Genomic DNA, 17382 nt, shown 5'->3' with positions numbered 1-17382 from the left:
AGTAAATTTTTATCTTTATCAGAAAAATTCTTTGTTCGGGACATAGCGCCTGTCGAGAGGGGACTTTTAATATGAAAATATCATTAAAATATCTTTTAGAGAAAAAGAGTATTTTCACTTCGACCGTACGGTATGAACGCGTGTACCATGGTCGTATTTTATCTGCAAGGGGTGGGCATGCCGGTAAGGCGAGCCTTACTGTTTGTCGCCCGGCAATATCGGCGTACCCCTGCCTTTTTAAGGATGGGGTGCAAGTATGGGGCGCTTGTCGGCGTCGGCAAGGCCTTGGAGCAGGCAGTCGTTGTTTTTGTCGCAGCGCAGTATGGCGAAAGCGGCCGGAGCATAGAGCGGGGCTAGGCCCTGCTCAAAGTAGTAACGGTGCGGCAGGCGAAGGCTTACTCCTCCCAGGGGGGCGTTTTCCACGCGTACTGCCGGGAAGGGAACGCCCGTACAGTCGCTGTTTTTGATAATCCCGTCCGGCGAGGGATGGGCGACGCCTTTTTCGTCTACGGTGAGGGGCAGGCAGCTGGGGGCTTCACCCTTGCGGGAGAGCTGCCTTTCCATGTCGTAGGAAAGCGCCAGGTAGTCTCCCAGCATGAAGGCTCTCGGGTCCTTCGGCACGAGGGCGAGAAGCATTTCGTCGCCTTCTCGAAGGAGAGCCTTTCTATCCGCGACGGCTGTAGTGAACATGACGACAAGTATCGCGCCGCACAGGACAAAGGGTAGAGGTGGCCGCATCGCGGGCGTGCAGAAGTTCCTGCTTTCTTCTTTGCGGCGGCAGGGGGAACAATGCCGATGCCCCATCCACATGCCTGCGCAGAAAAGGAACATGCCCGGAATGCCCGTATAGTATGTTTTGGCGGGGAAGGAGAGGTCGGAAAAGTAATAGAAGAGAAGAAGTCCGACCGACAGTTGGATGATTCCGAAAAGGACGGCTGTTTTGTCGCTTTTTATCCGCACGGTGCCAGGCTCTCCGGCGACGGCAGGGAAGGAGTATCCAAGTCCGGCTGCGATGAGGTTCAGGGCGATGAGGTTTTCCAGGGTGCTGAGATACCAGACAGGTATCAGCAGAAGCACGAGAACGGCGTATTCCCACAATGCAGCTTTTTTCCCTTCGGAATGGAGGGTAAACATTCGTCCGAGCTGGGCGGCTAGATTGAGTGCGGCTATGGAGATGATGATTTTTTTCTCCAGGGAAAAGATGCTGATGTGGGAAAGAGTAAGGGGCGGGAAGGACGGCGTGATGAAGAGGAGCGTAAAGATGCAGGCAAAGGATGCCGGACGCAGAAAGCCCCGGGGAAAACGGCCCGCCGTTGCGGCGAACAGGGGGAGAAAGAAAAGCAGAAAGGCCGTGACAGAGCAGGGAAAGTTCGCCGGAAGGAGGGACGGAAGAATGAAAAGCGTGGTGATATCGGCCCAGAATACGGCGGAGAAACGTAGAGGCGCATAGTCCATCAGCAGATAGATGAGCACGGCAGCCGCCCATATCGAGGCCAGAAGGACGGTTGGCGAATAACCGAGAAGGTCGATGTGGAAACAGAGAGAACCGCCTGAAACGAGCACGGAGGCGAGTACGGAGAGAAACATGTTTTTTCCGCGCACGCGCCAGAGCAGCATGCCTCCCGCCATATAGACGAGTCCGGCCTGGAGCATGGCGTGGCCCCGGATGGAGAATTCGTTGAAGAAGAAGAAGGAGAGAAGAAAGAGGGAAAGGGCCGACAGAAAGCCGCCGGTCAGCGACGGTATCCGCGTAAGGACACCGTGGATGCGAGGATGCTCCTTCAGACTCAGAGCCTTCGGCAGTAACATGGCGAGCAGAAAGGTGAAGCCGATGTTGACGGCGGTGAAAACGGCCGCCGTTTCGTAGGGATGCGTGTTCTCCAGAGTGCGGAAGAGAAGCATGTTCAGCAGAATGAGAAGACTTAGGCTTACGCCGCAGAGCGCCAGGGCGTGACGGTGATACAGGGCGAGAAGAAACACTATTGCCAGTGCAAGCGATGCGGCAGCCGTTTCCGGCAGGGAGGGGGCGTACTGGTAGAACCGGAAGAGAATGTTCAGGCTGCATACTGCGGTGGATGTGGCCAGGAGAACGGCGAGGGGCAGGGCGAGCCATGCGTTCAGGCAGTACGGTCGGGGAGAGCGTGGCGGCAGAAGCGCTATGAGGCAGCCTGCGCCGGAAACAAGCAGCAGAGGCAGAACATGGGAGGTCCATGCACCGTCCTGCAGCGTCAGCACCGGACCGGAGAAGGCGAAAATGCACAGCAGAAGTATCAGCAGGTTCCACAGAGCAGCGGTGGGGCGAAGCAGAAAGATGGGGGTGATGCTCACGGCCCAGGCAAGGCAGAGTTCTCTCGCCGTGGCGCCGCTTTGAAAAATCTGTCCGAAGGAGGTCCAGAAGAGCCCGGTAAACAGGGCGGCCGTTACGAGGGCAAGAGCGGCGTAAGGCTTTTTCTGCCGTGCTTCGGCGAGAGGGACGGCAAAAAGGCTCAGAATCGTGCAGGCTCCGGGCAGAACAAGCCTGAGGGCCTGCGGCAGGGCCTGCCAGTTCCAGGCGAAAAAGCAGACGGCAGCGGCCAGCACAAGGGCGGCGCCCGTTATCTGTATCAGCAATCCGGGGCGTTCCGCGATATCGGAGAAGGAAAGAAACACTTTCATGCGCGGTCCTGCGAAAGAAGATTCGGGTACGGAAATTGAAGCATAGTCGCCTTTTTCGTTCAAGTAAAAACCGGATTCCAAAAGCGGGAAAGCCCTGGCGCAGGCAGTATGCAGGCCTCACGCCCGCTTGAGGAGCCGGGGCTGATCCCTCCTTGAATCCGTACATGCATGATCGGTGCCTGTGGAAAAATTCTCCATCTTCCGGTGGAAAGGCATGTGCGTAGGAGTGCTCTGAGCATCCGGGAGAGGCGGCAGGAAGCAACGGATTCGTCCTTCGGGGAGAAGCTATCGCTCAAGGGAAGAGCATTTCGGCAGCAACAGGGGAGTTTCGTTAGCTTTTTCCTTTTGTGGATGCTCTATCATGGCGACGTTTTCCGGTTTCGACTACCGTGCAGGGAAAAGGAGAACATCATGCAGGCACGGGAATTGGTGGAAAGACTCGCCCGGGAGGCGGATATCCGCATCAACGGCGACAGGCCGTGGGATATTCAGGTACACAACGAAGCGTTATACTCGCGGGTGCTCAGACAGGGGACGCTCGGGCTCGGTGAAGCCTACATGGACGGCTGGTGGGACTGTGAGGAGATGGACGCCATGTTCTGTCGGGCCATACGCGCGCACCTGGAGAGGGCTTTGTGCCGTACGCTTCCCTTCTGGATGACGGAGGCGGCCCATGCGCTGTTCAACTTGCAAAGCCGTGCCCGCGCTTTCATGGTGGCGCGCGCCCATTACGATACCGACCCGGCATTGTTCAGGGCCATGCTCGGCCCGACCATGCAGTACAGCTGCGCTTTTTGGCAGAAGGAGAATGGTTCGGCGGGAGAAGGTCTTGATGAGGCGCAGCGGGCCAAGATGGATATGATCTGCCGCAAGCTTTCCCTGGAACCGGGCATGACGGTGCTCGACATAGGCTGCGGCTGGGGGGCCTTGGCTCTGCACATGGCTGAAGAGTACGGCGTACATGTCACGGGTATCACGGTTTCCCGCGAACAGCTCGCTTTTGCACAGGACAAGGCCGCCTCTTCCGGGGTGGAGGTGGAATACAGGCTCATGGATTACCGCAGCCTGCGCGGCGCGTGGGACAGGGTAGTTTCCGTGGGCATGTTCGAGCATGTGGGCAGGCGCAACTACGGCGATTTTATGGATACGGTGCGCAACGCCCTGAAGCCCGGCGGACTTTTTCTTCTGCACAGCATAGGCAGCAACGGAGCTCTCGGAGCCGGATCTGGAGCAGATCCGTGGCTGACACGCTATATTTTCCCCAACGGGATACTACCCTCACCTTCAACGCTGGTCGGCGCTCTGGAGCGCGACTTCGTCATGGAGGACTGGCAGAACTTCGGCGCGGACTACGACAAGACGCTTATGGCCTGGTATGAAAATTTCGAGCGGGGCTTCCATGCAGGGGCCTTTTCCTGTACTGCGAGGCAGCGCCGCATGTACCACTATTATCTTCTTTCCTGCGCGGGGGCCTTCCGCGCAAGGAGTATACAGGTCTGGCAGCTTGTGCTCAGCCCTGAAGGGTTGCCCGGCGGCTACTGCCGGAAGGCGTCAGATCGGCTTTAAGAGCTGCCAGAGGATGGAAAAGGCGGCGGAGGCTCGAAAGCCTCCTGTTTCCCCATGGGCCGTACCGGAAGAGTCTCTCGACCGTTTTGCCGGAGAAAAGGAAAAAGCAATCCGGGAAAAGGTGAGGAGCGCCGGGGGGGGATCGCTTTTTACCGGGGCAGGCGCAGCGTGTACCCGGAGTTCCAGTTGAGGCACTTTTGAGCAGGCCGGAACAACGGCCTCATTATGCAGGCTGTGTTGCCGTTTCTTTCAGGCTTCCAGCCATTTCAGCCACAGTTCGCGGTTTCGGGGGCCGTCCCCTTCAAAGAGCCATACGGCCTGCCATGTGCCGAGCAGGAGTTTTCCCTCTTCCACGAGAATGTGCAGGGAGACGCCGAAAAGGCTGGCTTTGATGTGGGCGTCGGCATTGCCTTCACTGTGGCAAAATTCTCCGCCCTGCGGAATGAGGGTGTGGAAAAAGCGCGTCATGTCGCGGGCTACGTCCGGGTCGAAGCCTTCATTGATGGTAAGGCCGCAGGTGGTGTGAGGGCAGAAGAGGACAAGGACGCCGTCTTTCCAGCCGTATCCGGCTACGGCTCTGCGAAGAGGGGCGGTAATATCGACCATCTCCTCCCGGGAACGGGTGGAAACAAAGAGCTTTTCCATGGTTCAGGCCTTTTTCCGGCATTCGGCGCAGATGCCGTAAAGCACCATGTGGTGCGAGGTGGGAATGAAGTCGTGCACGCGGCAGACTTTTTCCTGAAGGCTTTCTATGGCGTTATTGACGAACTCTATTTTCCTGCCGCATTTTTCGCAGACCAGATGGTCGTGATGATGCATACCCACAGGCTCGTAGCGCACCATGCCTTCCTCAAAATTCACGGCCGAGGCAATACCCGCTTCGCAGAGAAGCTTGAGGGTGCGGTACACCGTGACCTGCCCTACGGTGCTGTCTTTGGAGCGGACCAGAAGAAAAAGCTCTTCCATGGATACATGTTCGTCGGTACTCATGAAGGCGTCCAGGATCTTCAGCCGCTGAGGAGTGACGCGAAGGCCCTTCTGCTTGAGATATTCTGAAAATTTATGCTCCACTTCCGCAATATTCTTTTCCATAGGAAGATTCCTCAGAGGGTATATAGTTTCTCAGAAATACTCCTTTAATCCATCCCGGTCAATGCCCTGTTTTTTTCTGAAATCGTTCAAGAAGCAGGAGCCCGCGTATTTTCATGGAGGAGGATTCAGCGAAGGCCATTCATGGCCCGATCGTCCAGTACTCTGAGCCATACCGCGTCCGGCGCGAACATGGTGGAACCGTGGGCGTCGGAAAGCCAGAGCGCTCCCCAGTCGCCTCCGGGTGCGAAGGTAAGGGTGCAGCCGTTGGCAAATTGCAGGCGCAGTTGTTCTCTTTCCTGCCCGTCATTCCACACTCGGGAAGAGGAAACATCCGTAAGCGGCTGCCCTATGACGGAGGAAAACACGGCGCTCAGATCGCGCGGATACACGGCGTCCGCTTCCAGTACCTTGTCGGGGAGGCGTCCGTCCATCATGCGCAGGCTTCCCCCGCCATGAAAACCGAGTTCTACGCGTACCGCGCCGAAGTCCAGGGCAAAGGGCTCATCGCCGGAAACATAGACTTCTCGCCAGCCCTGCACATGGGGATTCTTTTCACCTATGGCGTAGAGGCGGTTCAGGGAGCGGACACGGCGAAGCGGCGCACCGATGAGATGCGCCCTCGCAAAAGCTCTTCGGAGCTCTTCGTTTCCCCCGGGGGTAAAGGCGGCTTCCTGCCCTTCTTCCGCAGGAACAACCGACTCTTCTATTCCGGCTTCCCGAGTCTCGTTACTTTCATCTGGAGAAGCTGTTTTCCCGGAAGAGGAGGGCTCTTCCTGTGCCGGTTCTTCCTCTGCTTTTTCCGACAGAGGAGAGGCGTTTCCGGTAGGGAAGGGGGCCCCATCGGAGAAAAACGGTGCTTCGTCTCCGGCAGAAGTTTTTGCTTCTTGTACAGCGGAGGCTTTTTCTTCGGGAGGCATTGGAGGAGGCGTCTTTTTTTCATGGGACGGCAGGGGAGCGGTAAGGCGCGGCGTGAAGGGCAGGCCGTGCTCTCTCAGGGACTGGAGCAGAAAAAGCCGTACGGCCGTGTTCAGATCCAGCCCCAGTTCCTGGAAAAGGGCTTCGGCCTTGGCGGCCAGTTCCTGATCGAGATGCAAAGTTTCAGGCATGATACGCCTCACGGTTCGGGTTCCCGTCCATTATTCCCCTGAGGGGCATTGAAATCAAGCGCTTGTCGGGGCGCGGCCCTTTGCGTATGGTGTGACAAATCATGATATGCAGAAAGGGCTTTAAGGTGGAAAAATGAAGTTGGCCGTGGTGGGTTCCCGCAGTTTTCAGGATTATGCGTGGCTGGAGCATTGCCTGCTCCGCACCTTTCGCGTGGAGGAGATAGACGCCGTTGTTTCCGGCGGCGCGCGCGGTGCGGACAGCCTTGCCGCCCGTTTCGCAGCTTCACACCAGCTGACTCTCATCATCGTTCCTGCGGATTGGAAACGCTACGGCAGAAGGGCCGGCCCCATACGCAACACGGAAATCGTGGCTCAGGCCGACGCTCTGGCCGCCTTCTGGGACGGTTCTTCCCGGGGCACGCAGGACACCATCACCAAGGCGCGTAACGCAGGTTTGCGTGTGGAAGTGTTTTTCTGCGGGCACGGCATTGCCGAAGGCGGCGTCATGCCCCTTCTCTGACAGGGAGTTCTTCCGCCAGTATGTCGAAAAAGGGATGTCTGCGCCAGTCGCGCCGGTTGCCCACCACATAGAAGAGTGAGCGTGCGCGGGTGAGGGCCACGTTCAGGATATTGGGCGTGCGCGAGGCCCATTGCCGACTGCCCCAGCCCGCCTGTCCCGGCGAGGAACCGAGCACGAGAAATACGATATCGGCCTCCCTGCCCTGAAAGGTGTGTATGGTGCCGCAGCGCACTTTCTCTTCAGGAAAACCCATGGACCGGAGCAGCATGCGGCATTGCCGGGCTACCGTGCGGAAGGGCGAGATGACGAAGACTCCGGCTTCGCGCGGGCCGTTTTTCCCCTCGACCACAGGCCATTGCCTCTGGAAGGAGAGCAGCAGGCTCCTCAGGCAGGCGAGTTCTTCCTGCACGAGCTGAGTATCCGATATGCTGCCCGTCACATGGAACCAGCAGCTTTCTCCGAGGGGAGAAGGCAGAGGGGGGAAGGAGCTTTTCGCCTGCACCATCTGCCCGTCGTAGGCGATGCGGTTGGATATGCTGAACATGGGCTCGGCGCAGCGGTGATGCGCCCGCAGGGGATAGCCTGTCCACAGCCTGCGGCCGGAACTGTCCATCCATGTGCCCTGGAGGGAGGCGCGGTCGGCCAGAGTCTGGGCGGACTGATTTTCCGGCGACCAGGCTTCCAGGTGCAGGCCTCCCTGCTCCAGCCTTTCGCGGAGTATAGCCAGAAGCGAGGCCGGTTGCGGCACTACCGGCTCTATCTGCTGCGGGTCGCCGATGACGGCGGCTTTTTCCGCCCTCCACAGCGCCCCGGCGGCGCTTTGCGGAGTGGCCTGTCCGGCTTCGTCCAGGAGCACGAAGTCCAGCGAGGCCTGCCCCATGCCGGAAAAGAGGCGGCTGAAGGAAGCCAGGGTGGAGGAAACCACGGGCACGATGAAGAAAAGGCAGTTCCAGAGCTCTTTTGCCGTTATGTTTTCCACAGGCGCGCCGCGCAGGTAGCGGGCGACGGCGTTCAGGTTGGCAAGGCTTTCCCTGGCGCAGGCCTTCACTGTCCACTCATGCAGGCGAAGGGCCTGAAGAAAGAGGCGGGAACGCAGCTTTTCCAGCTCATTATCGTTCCACACGCTTTTGAGCTGCCATTCGGGATCCTTCCAGAACTCCCGGCAGGGAAAGCGCGGAGTTTCCGCCTTTTTCCGGCTTTTCGTCATTTCCTCCTGCGCCTTCCTGGCAAGTTCCTCCAAAGCTTCCAGGCGTTCGGCAAGTTCCCTTGCCGCGCCGTCTTCCTCCCGAGAGGCGGAGCGCAGGGCCCGGCTTTCCTCCATAAGGGCCATGAAGCGGCCGAGCAGGGGCGGGCCCTCCTCGCCCTTTTCCGCAGGAGCGTTGAGGCAGAGGCCTTTCAGGTATTCCTTCCTTCTTTCCACTTCCGCAAGGGTAGAGAGAAAATCCTGTTTCGCCCTCTTCCAGGCTTCGCGTGCCTTCTGTTTGCCTTCATAGCTGCGGAATTCCTCCAGGGCATCCCTCATGCCGGGAAGGGTCAGGTTCCTTTCCGTATCGCGGAACCCCCAGACCAGGGAGCGGGCGAACTGTTCGCAGTTCCAGGCGGAGCCGAGCACGGCGGCCACAAGGCCCCATACGGGCCGGGGCGTTTCTTCATCATCCGCTGGGGCAAGGGCCGCGTTCACGGCGGCGGCCACTTCGGGAAAGTAGCCGGCTTCGGGAAAAAACTCCCGGGACAGGGCTCCTTCCGAAGGCAGGAAGCGTGTGATGTTTTCCACGGCGGCGTTGTTGCTGCCGGCAACCACCATGCAGGTGCCGCGCATGATGTGCACCTTGGGCGGGTAGAGATCTCCCGAAGCGGTAAATGCCTCAAAGGGGTGGTTCAACTTCGCGAGCCTTTTCGCGCGCAGTGTGACAAGTTCCGCCGCAATGTCGCAGGCCAGGCGGGTCTTACCGGTGCCCGGAGGTCCGTTCACTGCCGTGAGTCTGCCGTGCAGGATTTCCGTAAGCGCCGCAAGCTGGGCGGGCAGAAGCTGCTGTGCGGGAGGATGCGGCCAGCGCCCCGCAGGCAGGCGTTCGAGAGAAAGGGCCTTTTCTCTTGCCATGGCGCCTTCCTCCCCCGTCGAGAGCACATCGCAGCGGGGCCTGTCTTCCGCTCCTTCCAGATAGCGGGCAAAAACGCCGCTGAAACCATGCCGGGAGATGCCGAGCAGATGGTCGAGGTCGGTGAGATAAAAGGAGTTCAAAAGATCGTTCTGTACGTCGTCGATGCGCCTGCCTTTGGGGTCGGGCCGGAAATACACGGAACGCACCACGATGCGCTCTTCTTCTCCCTTGACGTTCATCATGGCGAAAAGGCGTTGTATTTCTTCATGGATGCGCGGCCCGCGGAAAGGTTCTTCCAGCGAGCCGCTTATGCGGTCGAAGTCGGACTGCATGTTCAGCATGTCCTGGGAAAGCCCATCAAGACTTTTTCCGGCAAGGCATCGGGCAAGCGCAGGCACAAAGGAGGCGGGCACATAGCTTTCCGGCACGGGCATGCCCGTGCCGTCCAGAACCACGGCGGCAAGGCATCCCTCCCCTGTGCCCGATTCTTCCGGTCTTTCCGGGAGGCAGCCTGCCTTTTCCAGAATAATGTCGGTAATGCGCCGGCGTGCAAGCACGCCGAGGTACACGATGTGCCATGCGGCGCAAAAGCCCGAAGGCAGGGGGCGGAACCAGGGCAGTTCCCCGCCCTCCACACCGGAAAAGGGCGCGGGGGAGAGCGTCGTTTTTTCTTCCGCATCGCGGGAGGCGCTCCACGCGGGCAGGGATGCCGACACGGTTTCCCAGCGCCGTGCCGACGTTACGGGAGGGCGGAAGGAGCGCGGCACTTCAGGAATAAGGAAGGCTTCCACGTCGCGCCAGAAGCGGAGTATGGCCGTATTTCTGCGGCGAAGGGCGTCCTGCCGGGCCTTGTCCTGCGCATCGGCGGCAAGGTCGGCCGCGCGTTCCGCTATTTTCAGCGAATCGTCATTTTCCAGAGCTTCTTCCTGTTTCAGCATGGCGAGGGCCTGGGATACCAGGCAGCCCTTTTTACCGGAGTCGAAATTTTTCTGTGCGGGGGTGTCCCTCATGCGTTTTTTTTCCGGCGCGAGGGGCGCTTTTTTCCTCACAGATTTTTCCGGCTGGAGGGAAGGCTCAGGACATTCCCCCGTGGCGGCCATGGCGAGAAAGGAGGCGGCCACCTTGCGCACTCCGTGATGGGGAAAGCGCACCAGAACCTTGCCTTCGCTCACATTGAGTACCTCTCCCGCTCCCCACTGGGGCATGGAAGGGTTGATGACGCTGTCGCCTTCGCGAAATTCCATGCCTACCCCCGCTCCAGAGCTTTTTTGGTCTTTCTTGTCGGCTGGGCGGAGAGAGGGTCTTCCGGCCAGGGATGCTTGGGATAGCGGCCCCGCATTTCGGCGCGCACGGCGGCGTAGGCCCCGCGCCAGAAACCGGCGAGGTCGCGCGTAACCTGAAGGGGCCGTCCTGCCGGAGAGAGCAGGTGTACGGTGAGGGGGCATCGACCTTCGCATACGGAGGGACTTTCCTTCTGGCCGAACATTTCCTGAAGCTTTACGGCAAGCACCGGCCCGGCCTCGGGCAGGTAATCGATGCGGATGAGGGAGCCGGAGGGCACTTCGATATGCGTGGGGACCTCATGTTCAAGCTTTCTGGCAAGGGAATGGGGAAGAAGGGAGCGCAGGGCCTTGTCCAGAGCGATGGAGGAAAACTGGGCACGCCTTGTCACCCCCGAAAGCCATGGGCTGAGCCAGGATTCTCCGGGATGGAGCTCCATGTCGGCCAGAAGGCCCGGGTCGCTCACATCGGGCCATGCGCCTGCCTCCATGCGCCGCATGAGCATTACCCTTGCCTGCCACTGGCGGAGCTCCTCCGTCCATGGCAGGCAGGCCATGCCCAGGCGAAGAATGGCCTTTTCCACGCAGTCCTGCACCTTGTCAGAGGGAAAGTCTTTCCCGCGCAGGGGGGCTTCCCTGAGTACGAGGCTCCCCAGAAGGGTGCGCCGCGCGGCGAGCGCCGCTTCTGTTTTTTCATCCCACCACACGGCGTCTTCTTCTTTCAGAAGATTCCTGTGCAGACGCTCCATCGCTTCGCTCTCCAGCGGGGCGGCAAGGTAAATGCGTCCCGTGCCCTGCGCTCCGCCGTCCATGGAGGCTACGGCCAGAAAGGGCGCGTCTGCCAGGGCATCTTCCGGCGGAAGTTCTGCACCGCGCCCGGAGGCAAGGCGGAATTTTCCGCGTTCACGGCGCATGGCCATGCGCTCCGGCCATGCCAGGGAAAGCATGGCTCCTGAGCTTTCTTCATCGGCAAGGATCTCGTCGAGGGGAAGAGGGCCTCTGCCTCCGGCCAGGGAGAAAATTTGTTCGGCAGCGCGGCGCAGGCGGGTACTTCTGCGAAGTTCCGCAAGGCGGGGGCGTATGTCGCATCCCATGCCCGGGGAGCGCTCCTCCACAAGGGCGGCGAGAGCTGCGGCAAGAGACAGGCTTTCCCCCGCAAGAAGCGCCATGTGCGCGAGGCGGGGATGCAGCGGCAGGCGGACAAGCTCCCTGCCGTGGGCGGAAAGGCGGGGCCGTTCCCCATGTTCGTCCAGTGCTCCCAGAAGCTTGAGCGTCTGAAGAGCCTGCGACACCGAGGCGTCGGAAGGCATGGTGAGAAGCGGCAGTTCCTGAGGCATGGCTCCCCAGGCAAGAAGGTCAAGGAGGAAGGGCGCGAGGTCGGCATCCAGGATTTCCGGCCGCCGCATGGGCAGGAGGCTTTCTCCTTCATGCCAGAGGCGCAGGCATATACCCGGTTCCACGCGGCCCGCGCGGCCCGCGCGCTGATCGGCGGCATCCTGCGTGACGCGGCTGGTTACAAGGGCGCTCATTCCCGTGGCGGGGGAAAAGCGGGCCGTGCGGGCAAGGCCTGAATCCACCACCATGCGCACGCCTTCGATGGTGAGGCTCGTTTCCGCGATGGAGGTGGCAAGCACCACCTTGCGCCTGCCGGGCGCGGCGGGAGCGATAGCCCTGTCCTGCTTGGCGGCGGAAAGGTCGCCGTAGAGGGGGAGAAGCGAAACGTCCGGGGGAAGAGCGGTCAGCATCTCCGCCACGCGGCGGATCTCTCCCTGGCCGGGCAGAAAGACGAGAATCGACCCGCACTCTTCTGCAAGAGCCCGGCGTACCGTGGAAGCGGTGTGGGCAAGCAGAGCCTCGCGCACGGCGACGGGGCCGGAAGATGCGGGGCAGGGCAGGTAGCGTATGTCCACGGGCCAGAGCCGCCCTTCAGCCCGGACCACGGGGCAGGCGAGCTTTGCGGATAGTTCCCCGCTATCCAGCGTGGCCGACATGACGAGAATCTTCAGATCGGGCCTGAGCGCTTCCTGCGCTTCCAGGCAGAGGGCGAGGCCCGTGTCGGCCTGAAGGGAACGCTCGTGGAATTCGTCGAAAATGACGCAGGACACGCCGGAAAGCTCCGGGTCGGCGGTGAGGCGGCGGGTGAGTATGCCTTCGGTGATGACTTCCACCCTTGTGTCGCGACTGACGCGGCTTTCCAGGCGGACGCGGTAGCCTATGCGTCCCCCTGTACTTTCTCCCAGACGGGCGGCCATGTACCTTGCAGAAGAGCGGGCTGCAAGGCGTCGAGGCTCCAGCATGAGGATGGTACCTTCCATGTGCTCCATAAGAAAGAGCGGCACGCGCGTGGTCTTGCCGGATCCGGGAGGGGCTATGAGCAGGGCGCGTTTTTTTTGGTTCAGCTCTTCCAGCAGAGTGGGGAGAGCGGATTCGACGGGCATGTTCATGGGCTGTTCCTGCCGCATGTGCGGCTGAAGACGCGCGGACTTCTGAAGGAAAGGCTCCGCGTCCGTCCCGGGGGCGCGGGACGATAAACAAAGGTGACGGGAGAGAATGTAGCGGGAAGAGGGGAAAAAGAAAAGGCGCGGCATGGCGCCGCGCCTGACATGTGGCGGTTGCAGGGGATAGGTTATTTTTCATCCAGCTCATGAAGAATGCTCATGAGCTTTTCCGAGGTGGCGATGAAGGCGGCAAGCTCCTCCGGGGGAATGCGCCCGAAAACCTCGTTGCGCCAGTCTTCAAGAATTTTCATAAGTTCGATGTGCACTTCCTCGCCTTTTTGCGTAATGGAAACCTCGCAGAATCGTCGGTCATCCAGAGAGCTTTTTTTTTCTACAAGCCCTTTCTTTTCCAGAATAGCCAGAGTGCGGGAAAGGCTGTTTCTGTCCTGCCCGGTGTATTCGGCAAGACTTGTCTGGCTCATGCTGCCGTACATGCGCAGGTTACGAAGGGCGTTTTCCTGCCTGTTGGTGATGTCGAATCCGCAGGCCTGGAACCGGCGGCTTACCGACCTGTCCATGAAGTCGCTCAGACGGCTCAGCCTTAGTCTCGGGTACTTGCTGGTGTCAAAAAAAGTCATGACGAACCTTGTATATTTTCTTTATGTTCGAGGTAATTCCAGCCCAGAAGGCAGGCAAGAAGCGCGCAGACGACATAGACAAGAAATGTCGAGGTGAACGCTTTGTCCGCATCCATGCCCCGCCCGAGGAAAAAGCTGATGAGCCCGCCGATGAACTGCTGCATGAGGGCCCCGCCGATAAGCGGAAACATGTTGATGAAGCCGCACACCGTGCCGGAGAGGGAGACGGGAAACATGACCTTCGCGGCCTCAAAAACAACGGCCGCCCCGCCGATGGACGATGTGGAAAGCAGGAAAAAGAAAAGGCAGAGCACCCCGTCCGGCCAGTTTTCTACACCGAAAACCAGAGGCATGGCAAGAACAAAGCTGACGACGGGCAGAGTAAGGAATAGGATGCGTCTTTTTCCTGTAGCCGAAGCCAGCCAGGTGAAAAAGGGCGCAGTGATGAGCGCTCCTGCGGCCGGAGCGAGCACCCAGCCGGAGGTGGTTCCCTCCATGTGTAGAACCTGCGTAAGGTATTGCCCCGCCCAGAGTCCTACAAAGGAGAAATAGACCCCCCCCTGCAGAAGATACCAGAAGCCGAGCAGCCAGAGCTGCCTGCTTGAGGCGATAAGCCGGAGCATGGGCAGAATACGGCCGCCCTCTTCGCCTGTTGCCGTTTTTGTTTTTCCTTCCGGGCTGTCACGTACGATGACGAACACGAGCAGGGCAAGGACGGCAAGGCCCGCGGCCATGCCCATGAAGGGAATCCTCCAGCCGAACACGGCGTTGAGCCACGCCGCAGGCGTGGTGGCCGTCCAGTAGCCGATACTGCCGATAACGAAGGAAATGGCCGTCATTTTGCCGAAGTCCTTTGCCGGAAACCACACGGAGGTAAGCTTCATGAGGGGAACGGCAACCATGGAGAGCCCGATACCCGTCAGCATTCTGCCCAGGTACGCTGGCGGCAGGGTAGACGCGGTGGCAAAGAGAAGGGTGCCTGCGGCAGCAAGAAGCAGCGCCACGGTAACACTTTGGCGCGATCCTGCGGTATCCACCAGAATGCCTGCGGGAATCTGCATGGCTGCGTAGGTGTAGGAAAAGCTTGCACTCAGAAGACCGAGGGCGGCGGCGTCGGCCTGGAAGGAGAGGGCTACGTCGCCGGAAACCGCGGCCAGCCCTACCTGTTGCAGGGAGGAAAGAAGATTTGCCGCCGCCATGACACAGAAAATGCTCCAGGCGCGGAAGGAAGCGTGCGCTGTCATGTTTGGCTCCATAGGCGAGGGGGAGAAAAGGGAAGGTCAGCCTGCAATAATGCGCAGCAGGGAAAGACATTCTTTTTCGGTGATGGTGCGGTTGGAATGGATTTTCCAGTATCTTCCCTGAATTTCCAGCACCGGCACGTTGTTCAGCAGTCCTTCCCGTGCCAGAAGCGGAGGTTCGGACATGATGCGGACAAGTCCCTTCAGACCCAGCCTGAGCATGGCGTTACCGAGATTTACGTCGATGTCGGCGATGCGGGCACTGTCATTGTCCCAGATGGTGATGTCTGGCAATTGTTTCATGATGCTTCCGGGAAAGAAAAAAACGGCGCAGCGGCCGGGCTGTTTCTCAGCAGGTACGCAGGTAGCGTGCGGCTTCCATGGCGGCGATAGTGCCGTCGGCCATGGCCGTGGTGATCTGCCGGTATTTCTTGGTTCGTACGTCTCCGGCGGCGAATATGCCGGGAGTACCGGTACCCATGTCCTCATCGGTGACGAGATAGCCCTTTTCCATGGGGAGCATGCCTTTGAAAATCGTTGTATTGGGATTCTGGCCGATGAAGCAGAAAATACCGTCCGTCTCCTCATCATATTCCGTGCCGGATTCCTTGTCGCGGAGCCGGACAAGCCCCCTGCCCGAGGCGAGAGGCGTGACGGAAACAATGTCGGTGGAGGTGGAGACTCGTATTTTTCCTGTTGCCCTTGCCTGATCCTGTGTGGCGGGTGCCGCTATGCAGGAGGGAAAGGTTTCCACGATGTGGATGGCGTTCACGCCGAGGGAGATGAGATAGAGTGATTCGTCAAAACCGCTGTTGCCGCCGCCCATGACGATAATGTCCCTTCCCTTGTAGGGTGTACCGTCGCATACGGAGCAGTAGTGGATGTTCTCGAAGTCCGTTTCCACGGGGAAGGGCCGGGGCCTGCGACCCGTGGCGATGATGACGGCTTTTGCCTCGTAGTTTTCTCCCATGGCGGTGGAGAGCTTCTTAACTGGGCCGGAAAAGTCCGCCGCCGTCACTTTGTCCACTTCCTCGATGGTGACGCCGAGGGCTTCCACATGGTCGCGGCATTTCTCCATGAGGTCCAGACCGTGTATGCTTTTGTAGGAAGGCATGTTTTCCACCGTGTTGGTCCAGTTGACCAGGCCGCCGCAGACCTGTTCTTCGAGAATGCCTACGGAAAGGTTGGCTCGTGCGGCATATATGGCCGCCGTCATGCCGCAGACGCCTCCGCCAATGATGATGAGGTCAAAGGATTTCATGCTGTGTCTCTCAGGCCTGTTCGTACCACTTCAGCGTTTCGGCGGGGTTCATGACACCGGAGTGGCGTGCCGTGATGACACCGTTTTTTACGGCGCAGAGCGTGGGTACGCGTTCCACGCCCATGGTCTTCATGAGTTCGGCCTGTTCCACGGATTCCACGGCGGCGAGTTCCAGTTCGGGAACCATGACCTTCACCTTGTCGAGCACGGTGCCCATGATCTTGCAGTGCGGGCACAGATGCTTGTGGCAGATGATGATGCCGTTGTGGGATTTCATCCAGAATTCGAGGGTTTCGGCGGTGAGAGCTTCCCAATTTTCAGCGGGCATGACGTGTCTCCTGTGAAAGATTTCGAGAGTGACGGTTGATGGAGAAAGGCCCGGGTGCAGACGAAGGCGGAAGAATTATTCTGCAACAGTTGTCCGCACCCGGTGTGTTGGGTTATTTTTCGGAAAGACTTCTGATGAGCTCCTGATTGCGCGTTGCTTCTTCTCGAATGAAGGTAAGAGCCTTGTCGGGGCCGAGATAAGCGGATTCCAGTCCAAGGCGTTCCAGAGCGTTCATATATTCCGGCGAGGCACACGCGGTCTTCATGGCTTCACTTATGATAGAAACAATGTAGTCCGGAGTGCCTTTGGGCGCGAAGAGTGTGCCGTAGAGGCTGACTTCAACGTCGTTTCCAAGTTCTTTTGCCGTGGGAGTGTCGGGGTAGGCGGGGTGTCGTTTTTCCCCGAGCAGCACGAGGGGTTTGACTTCATAAGTGCCGATGTTGGCCGCTGTGGACAGATAGAGTTGGGCGCGGTCACCGGCCAGAGCCTGAAAAGCGTCGGCATCGCCGTTGAAGCCTATATGATTGCCTGTAGCCACCTTGAAAGCTTTAAAGAAGGAAAGAATACCGAGATGGGGAACGGAACCCGTACCAGAGCTTGCCCAGAAGAATTTTGTGGGGGAGTTTTTTATGAAGGCCAGCATGTCGTTGATGTTTTTCCAGGAAGATTTCGAGGGAACCACCAGAAAGCATGGAGCGTTGTAGGCACGGCCGATGATGGTGAAGGATTCCATGGAGTAGGGAAGTTTTCTCAGGTAGGGGTGGATGGTCATGGGCGCGGGAGGGCAGAAGCCCAGGGTATACCCGTCGGGTTTTGCGGTGGCTACGGCGTTCATGCCATTCATTCCATTAGCCCCCACGACGTTCTGTACTGCAACGACTTGGCCAAGCTTTTTGGACATTTCTGCAGCCATGAGGCGTCCAATTACGTCAGTATCACCGCCAGCAGCGAAGGGAATGACGATAGTGATGGGGCGTTCGGGGTAGCTTTCGGCCTGGGCGGACGGCGTGAAGCCGGGGGCGAGGGTGGCGGCGGCGAGGGCGAGACCGGCAATGAACTTTCTGATCATAAGGCTCTCCTTTTAGAAGTTGGGTTCACAGGTACGCTTATCTCTGTTCTTTCTGAAGAAAGGCAGAACCAGGAGGATGAGGGCCA

The 17382-nt window shown here is 59.3% G+C and carries 14 protein-coding genes; 2 read left to right on the top strand and 12 right to left on the bottom strand.

The window, feature by feature from the left end:
- Positions 1-237 precede the first annotated feature (237 nt).
- Positions 238-2655: a GDYXXLXY domain-containing protein gene (locus tag K8W16_RS08030; protein ID WP_304122631.1), complete on the bottom strand. Its 2418-nt coding sequence runs from the start codon at positions 2653-2655 to the stop codon at positions 238-240.
- Between the two features lie 411 nt (positions 2656-3066).
- Here K8W16_RS08030 and cfa point away from each other — a divergent pair, with 411 nt between their 5' ends.
- Positions 3067-4221 carry a cyclopropane fatty acyl phospholipid synthase gene (gene cfa, locus K8W16_RS08025; RefSeq protein ID WP_304122630.1) on the top strand — a complete coding sequence of 385 codons (1155 nt, stop codon included), beginning with the start codon at positions 3067-3069 and terminating at the stop codon, positions 4219-4221.
- Positions 4222-4470: 249 nt separating this feature from the next.
- Here cfa and K8W16_RS08020 read toward each other — a convergent pair whose 3' ends face one another.
- The 3 genes from K8W16_RS08020 to K8W16_RS08010 form a co-directional block, all read right to left on the bottom strand.
- Positions 4471-4866, bottom strand: coding sequence for a secondary thiamine-phosphate synthase enzyme YjbQ (locus tag K8W16_RS08020; protein WP_304122629.1), 396 nt, complete (start codon positions 4864-4866; stop codon positions 4471-4473).
- A gap of 3 nt (positions 4867-4869) precedes the next feature.
- The gene (locus K8W16_RS08015) at positions 4870-5313 is read right to left on the bottom strand and encodes a Fur family transcriptional regulator (protein WP_304122628.1); all 444 of its coding nucleotides are present in this window, start codon (positions 5311-5313) and stop codon (positions 4870-4872) included.
- A gap of 125 nt (positions 5314-5438) precedes the next feature.
- Complete coding sequence (locus tag K8W16_RS08010; RefSeq protein WP_304122627.1) at positions 5439-6419, bottom strand: hypothetical protein; 981 nt, start codon at positions 6417-6419, stop codon at positions 5439-5441.
- A 133-nt stretch (positions 6420-6552) separates the two neighbouring features.
- Between K8W16_RS08010 and K8W16_RS08005 the strand changes: the two genes are divergently transcribed.
- Complete coding sequence (locus K8W16_RS08005; RefSeq protein ID WP_304122626.1) at positions 6553-6939, top strand: SLOG family protein; 387 nt, start codon at positions 6553-6555, stop codon at positions 6937-6939.
- On the opposite strand, the gene K8W16_RS08000 is transcribed toward K8W16_RS08005, so the two are convergent.
- The 8 genes from K8W16_RS08000 to K8W16_RS07965 all read right to left on the bottom strand — a co-directional run bounded on the left by K8W16_RS08000 (position 6923) and on the right by K8W16_RS07965 (position 17296).
- Positions 6923-10285, bottom strand: coding sequence for a DUF3553 domain-containing protein (locus tag K8W16_RS08000; RefSeq protein WP_304122625.1), 3363 nt, complete (start codon positions 10283-10285; stop codon positions 6923-6925). The genes K8W16_RS08005 and K8W16_RS08000 overlap by 17 nt on opposite strands.
- A 2-nt stretch (positions 10286-10287) precedes the next feature.
- Entirely contained in the window at positions 10288-12765 is a 2478-nt protein-coding gene (gene hrpB / locus K8W16_RS07995) for an ATP-dependent helicase HrpB (protein WP_304122624.1), read from the bottom strand.
- A gap of 182 nt (positions 12766-12947) precedes the next feature.
- Positions 12948-13397 carry a MarR family winged helix-turn-helix transcriptional regulator gene (locus tag K8W16_RS07990; RefSeq protein ID WP_304122623.1) on the bottom strand — a complete coding sequence of 150 codons (450 nt, stop codon included), beginning with the start codon at positions 13395-13397 and terminating at the stop codon, positions 12948-12950.
- Complete coding sequence (locus tag K8W16_RS07985; RefSeq protein ID WP_304122622.1) at positions 13394-14641, bottom strand: MFS transporter; 1248 nt, start codon at positions 14639-14641, stop codon at positions 13394-13396. Before K8W16_RS07985 ends, K8W16_RS07990 begins: the two co-directional genes overlap by 4 nt.
- A 36-nt stretch (positions 14642-14677) precedes the next feature.
- Positions 14678-14941 (bottom strand): hypothetical protein, encoded by a 264-nt coding sequence (locus K8W16_RS07980; RefSeq protein WP_304122621.1) that lies wholly within the window; start codon positions 14939-14941, stop codon positions 14678-14680.
- Between the two features lie 46 nt (positions 14942-14987).
- Positions 14988-15899: an NAD(P)/FAD-dependent oxidoreductase gene (locus K8W16_RS07975; protein WP_304122620.1), complete on the bottom strand. Its 912-nt coding sequence runs from the start codon at positions 15897-15899 to the stop codon at positions 14988-14990.
- Positions 15900-15909: 10 nt separating this feature from the next.
- Positions 15910-16227: a thioredoxin family protein gene (locus K8W16_RS07970; protein WP_304122619.1), complete on the bottom strand. Its 318-nt coding sequence runs from the start codon at positions 16225-16227 to the stop codon at positions 15910-15912.
- Positions 16228-16339: 112 nt separating this feature from the next.
- Complete coding sequence (locus tag K8W16_RS07965; protein ID WP_304122618.1) at positions 16340-17296, bottom strand: tripartite tricarboxylate transporter substrate binding protein; 957 nt, start codon at positions 17294-17296, stop codon at positions 16340-16342.
- Between the last annotated feature and the right edge of the window lie 86 nt (positions 17297-17382).

Origin of the sequence: Mailhella massiliensis (genome assembly GCF_020741395.1) — a bacterium.
In the GTDB taxonomy this organism is placed as follows: Bacteria; Desulfobacterota; Desulfovibrionia; order Desulfovibrionales; family Desulfovibrionaceae; genus Mailhella; species Mailhella massiliensis_A.
Note: the sequence above shows the minus strand (reverse complement) of the source record. Positions and strands in the feature narration are given on the sequence as shown.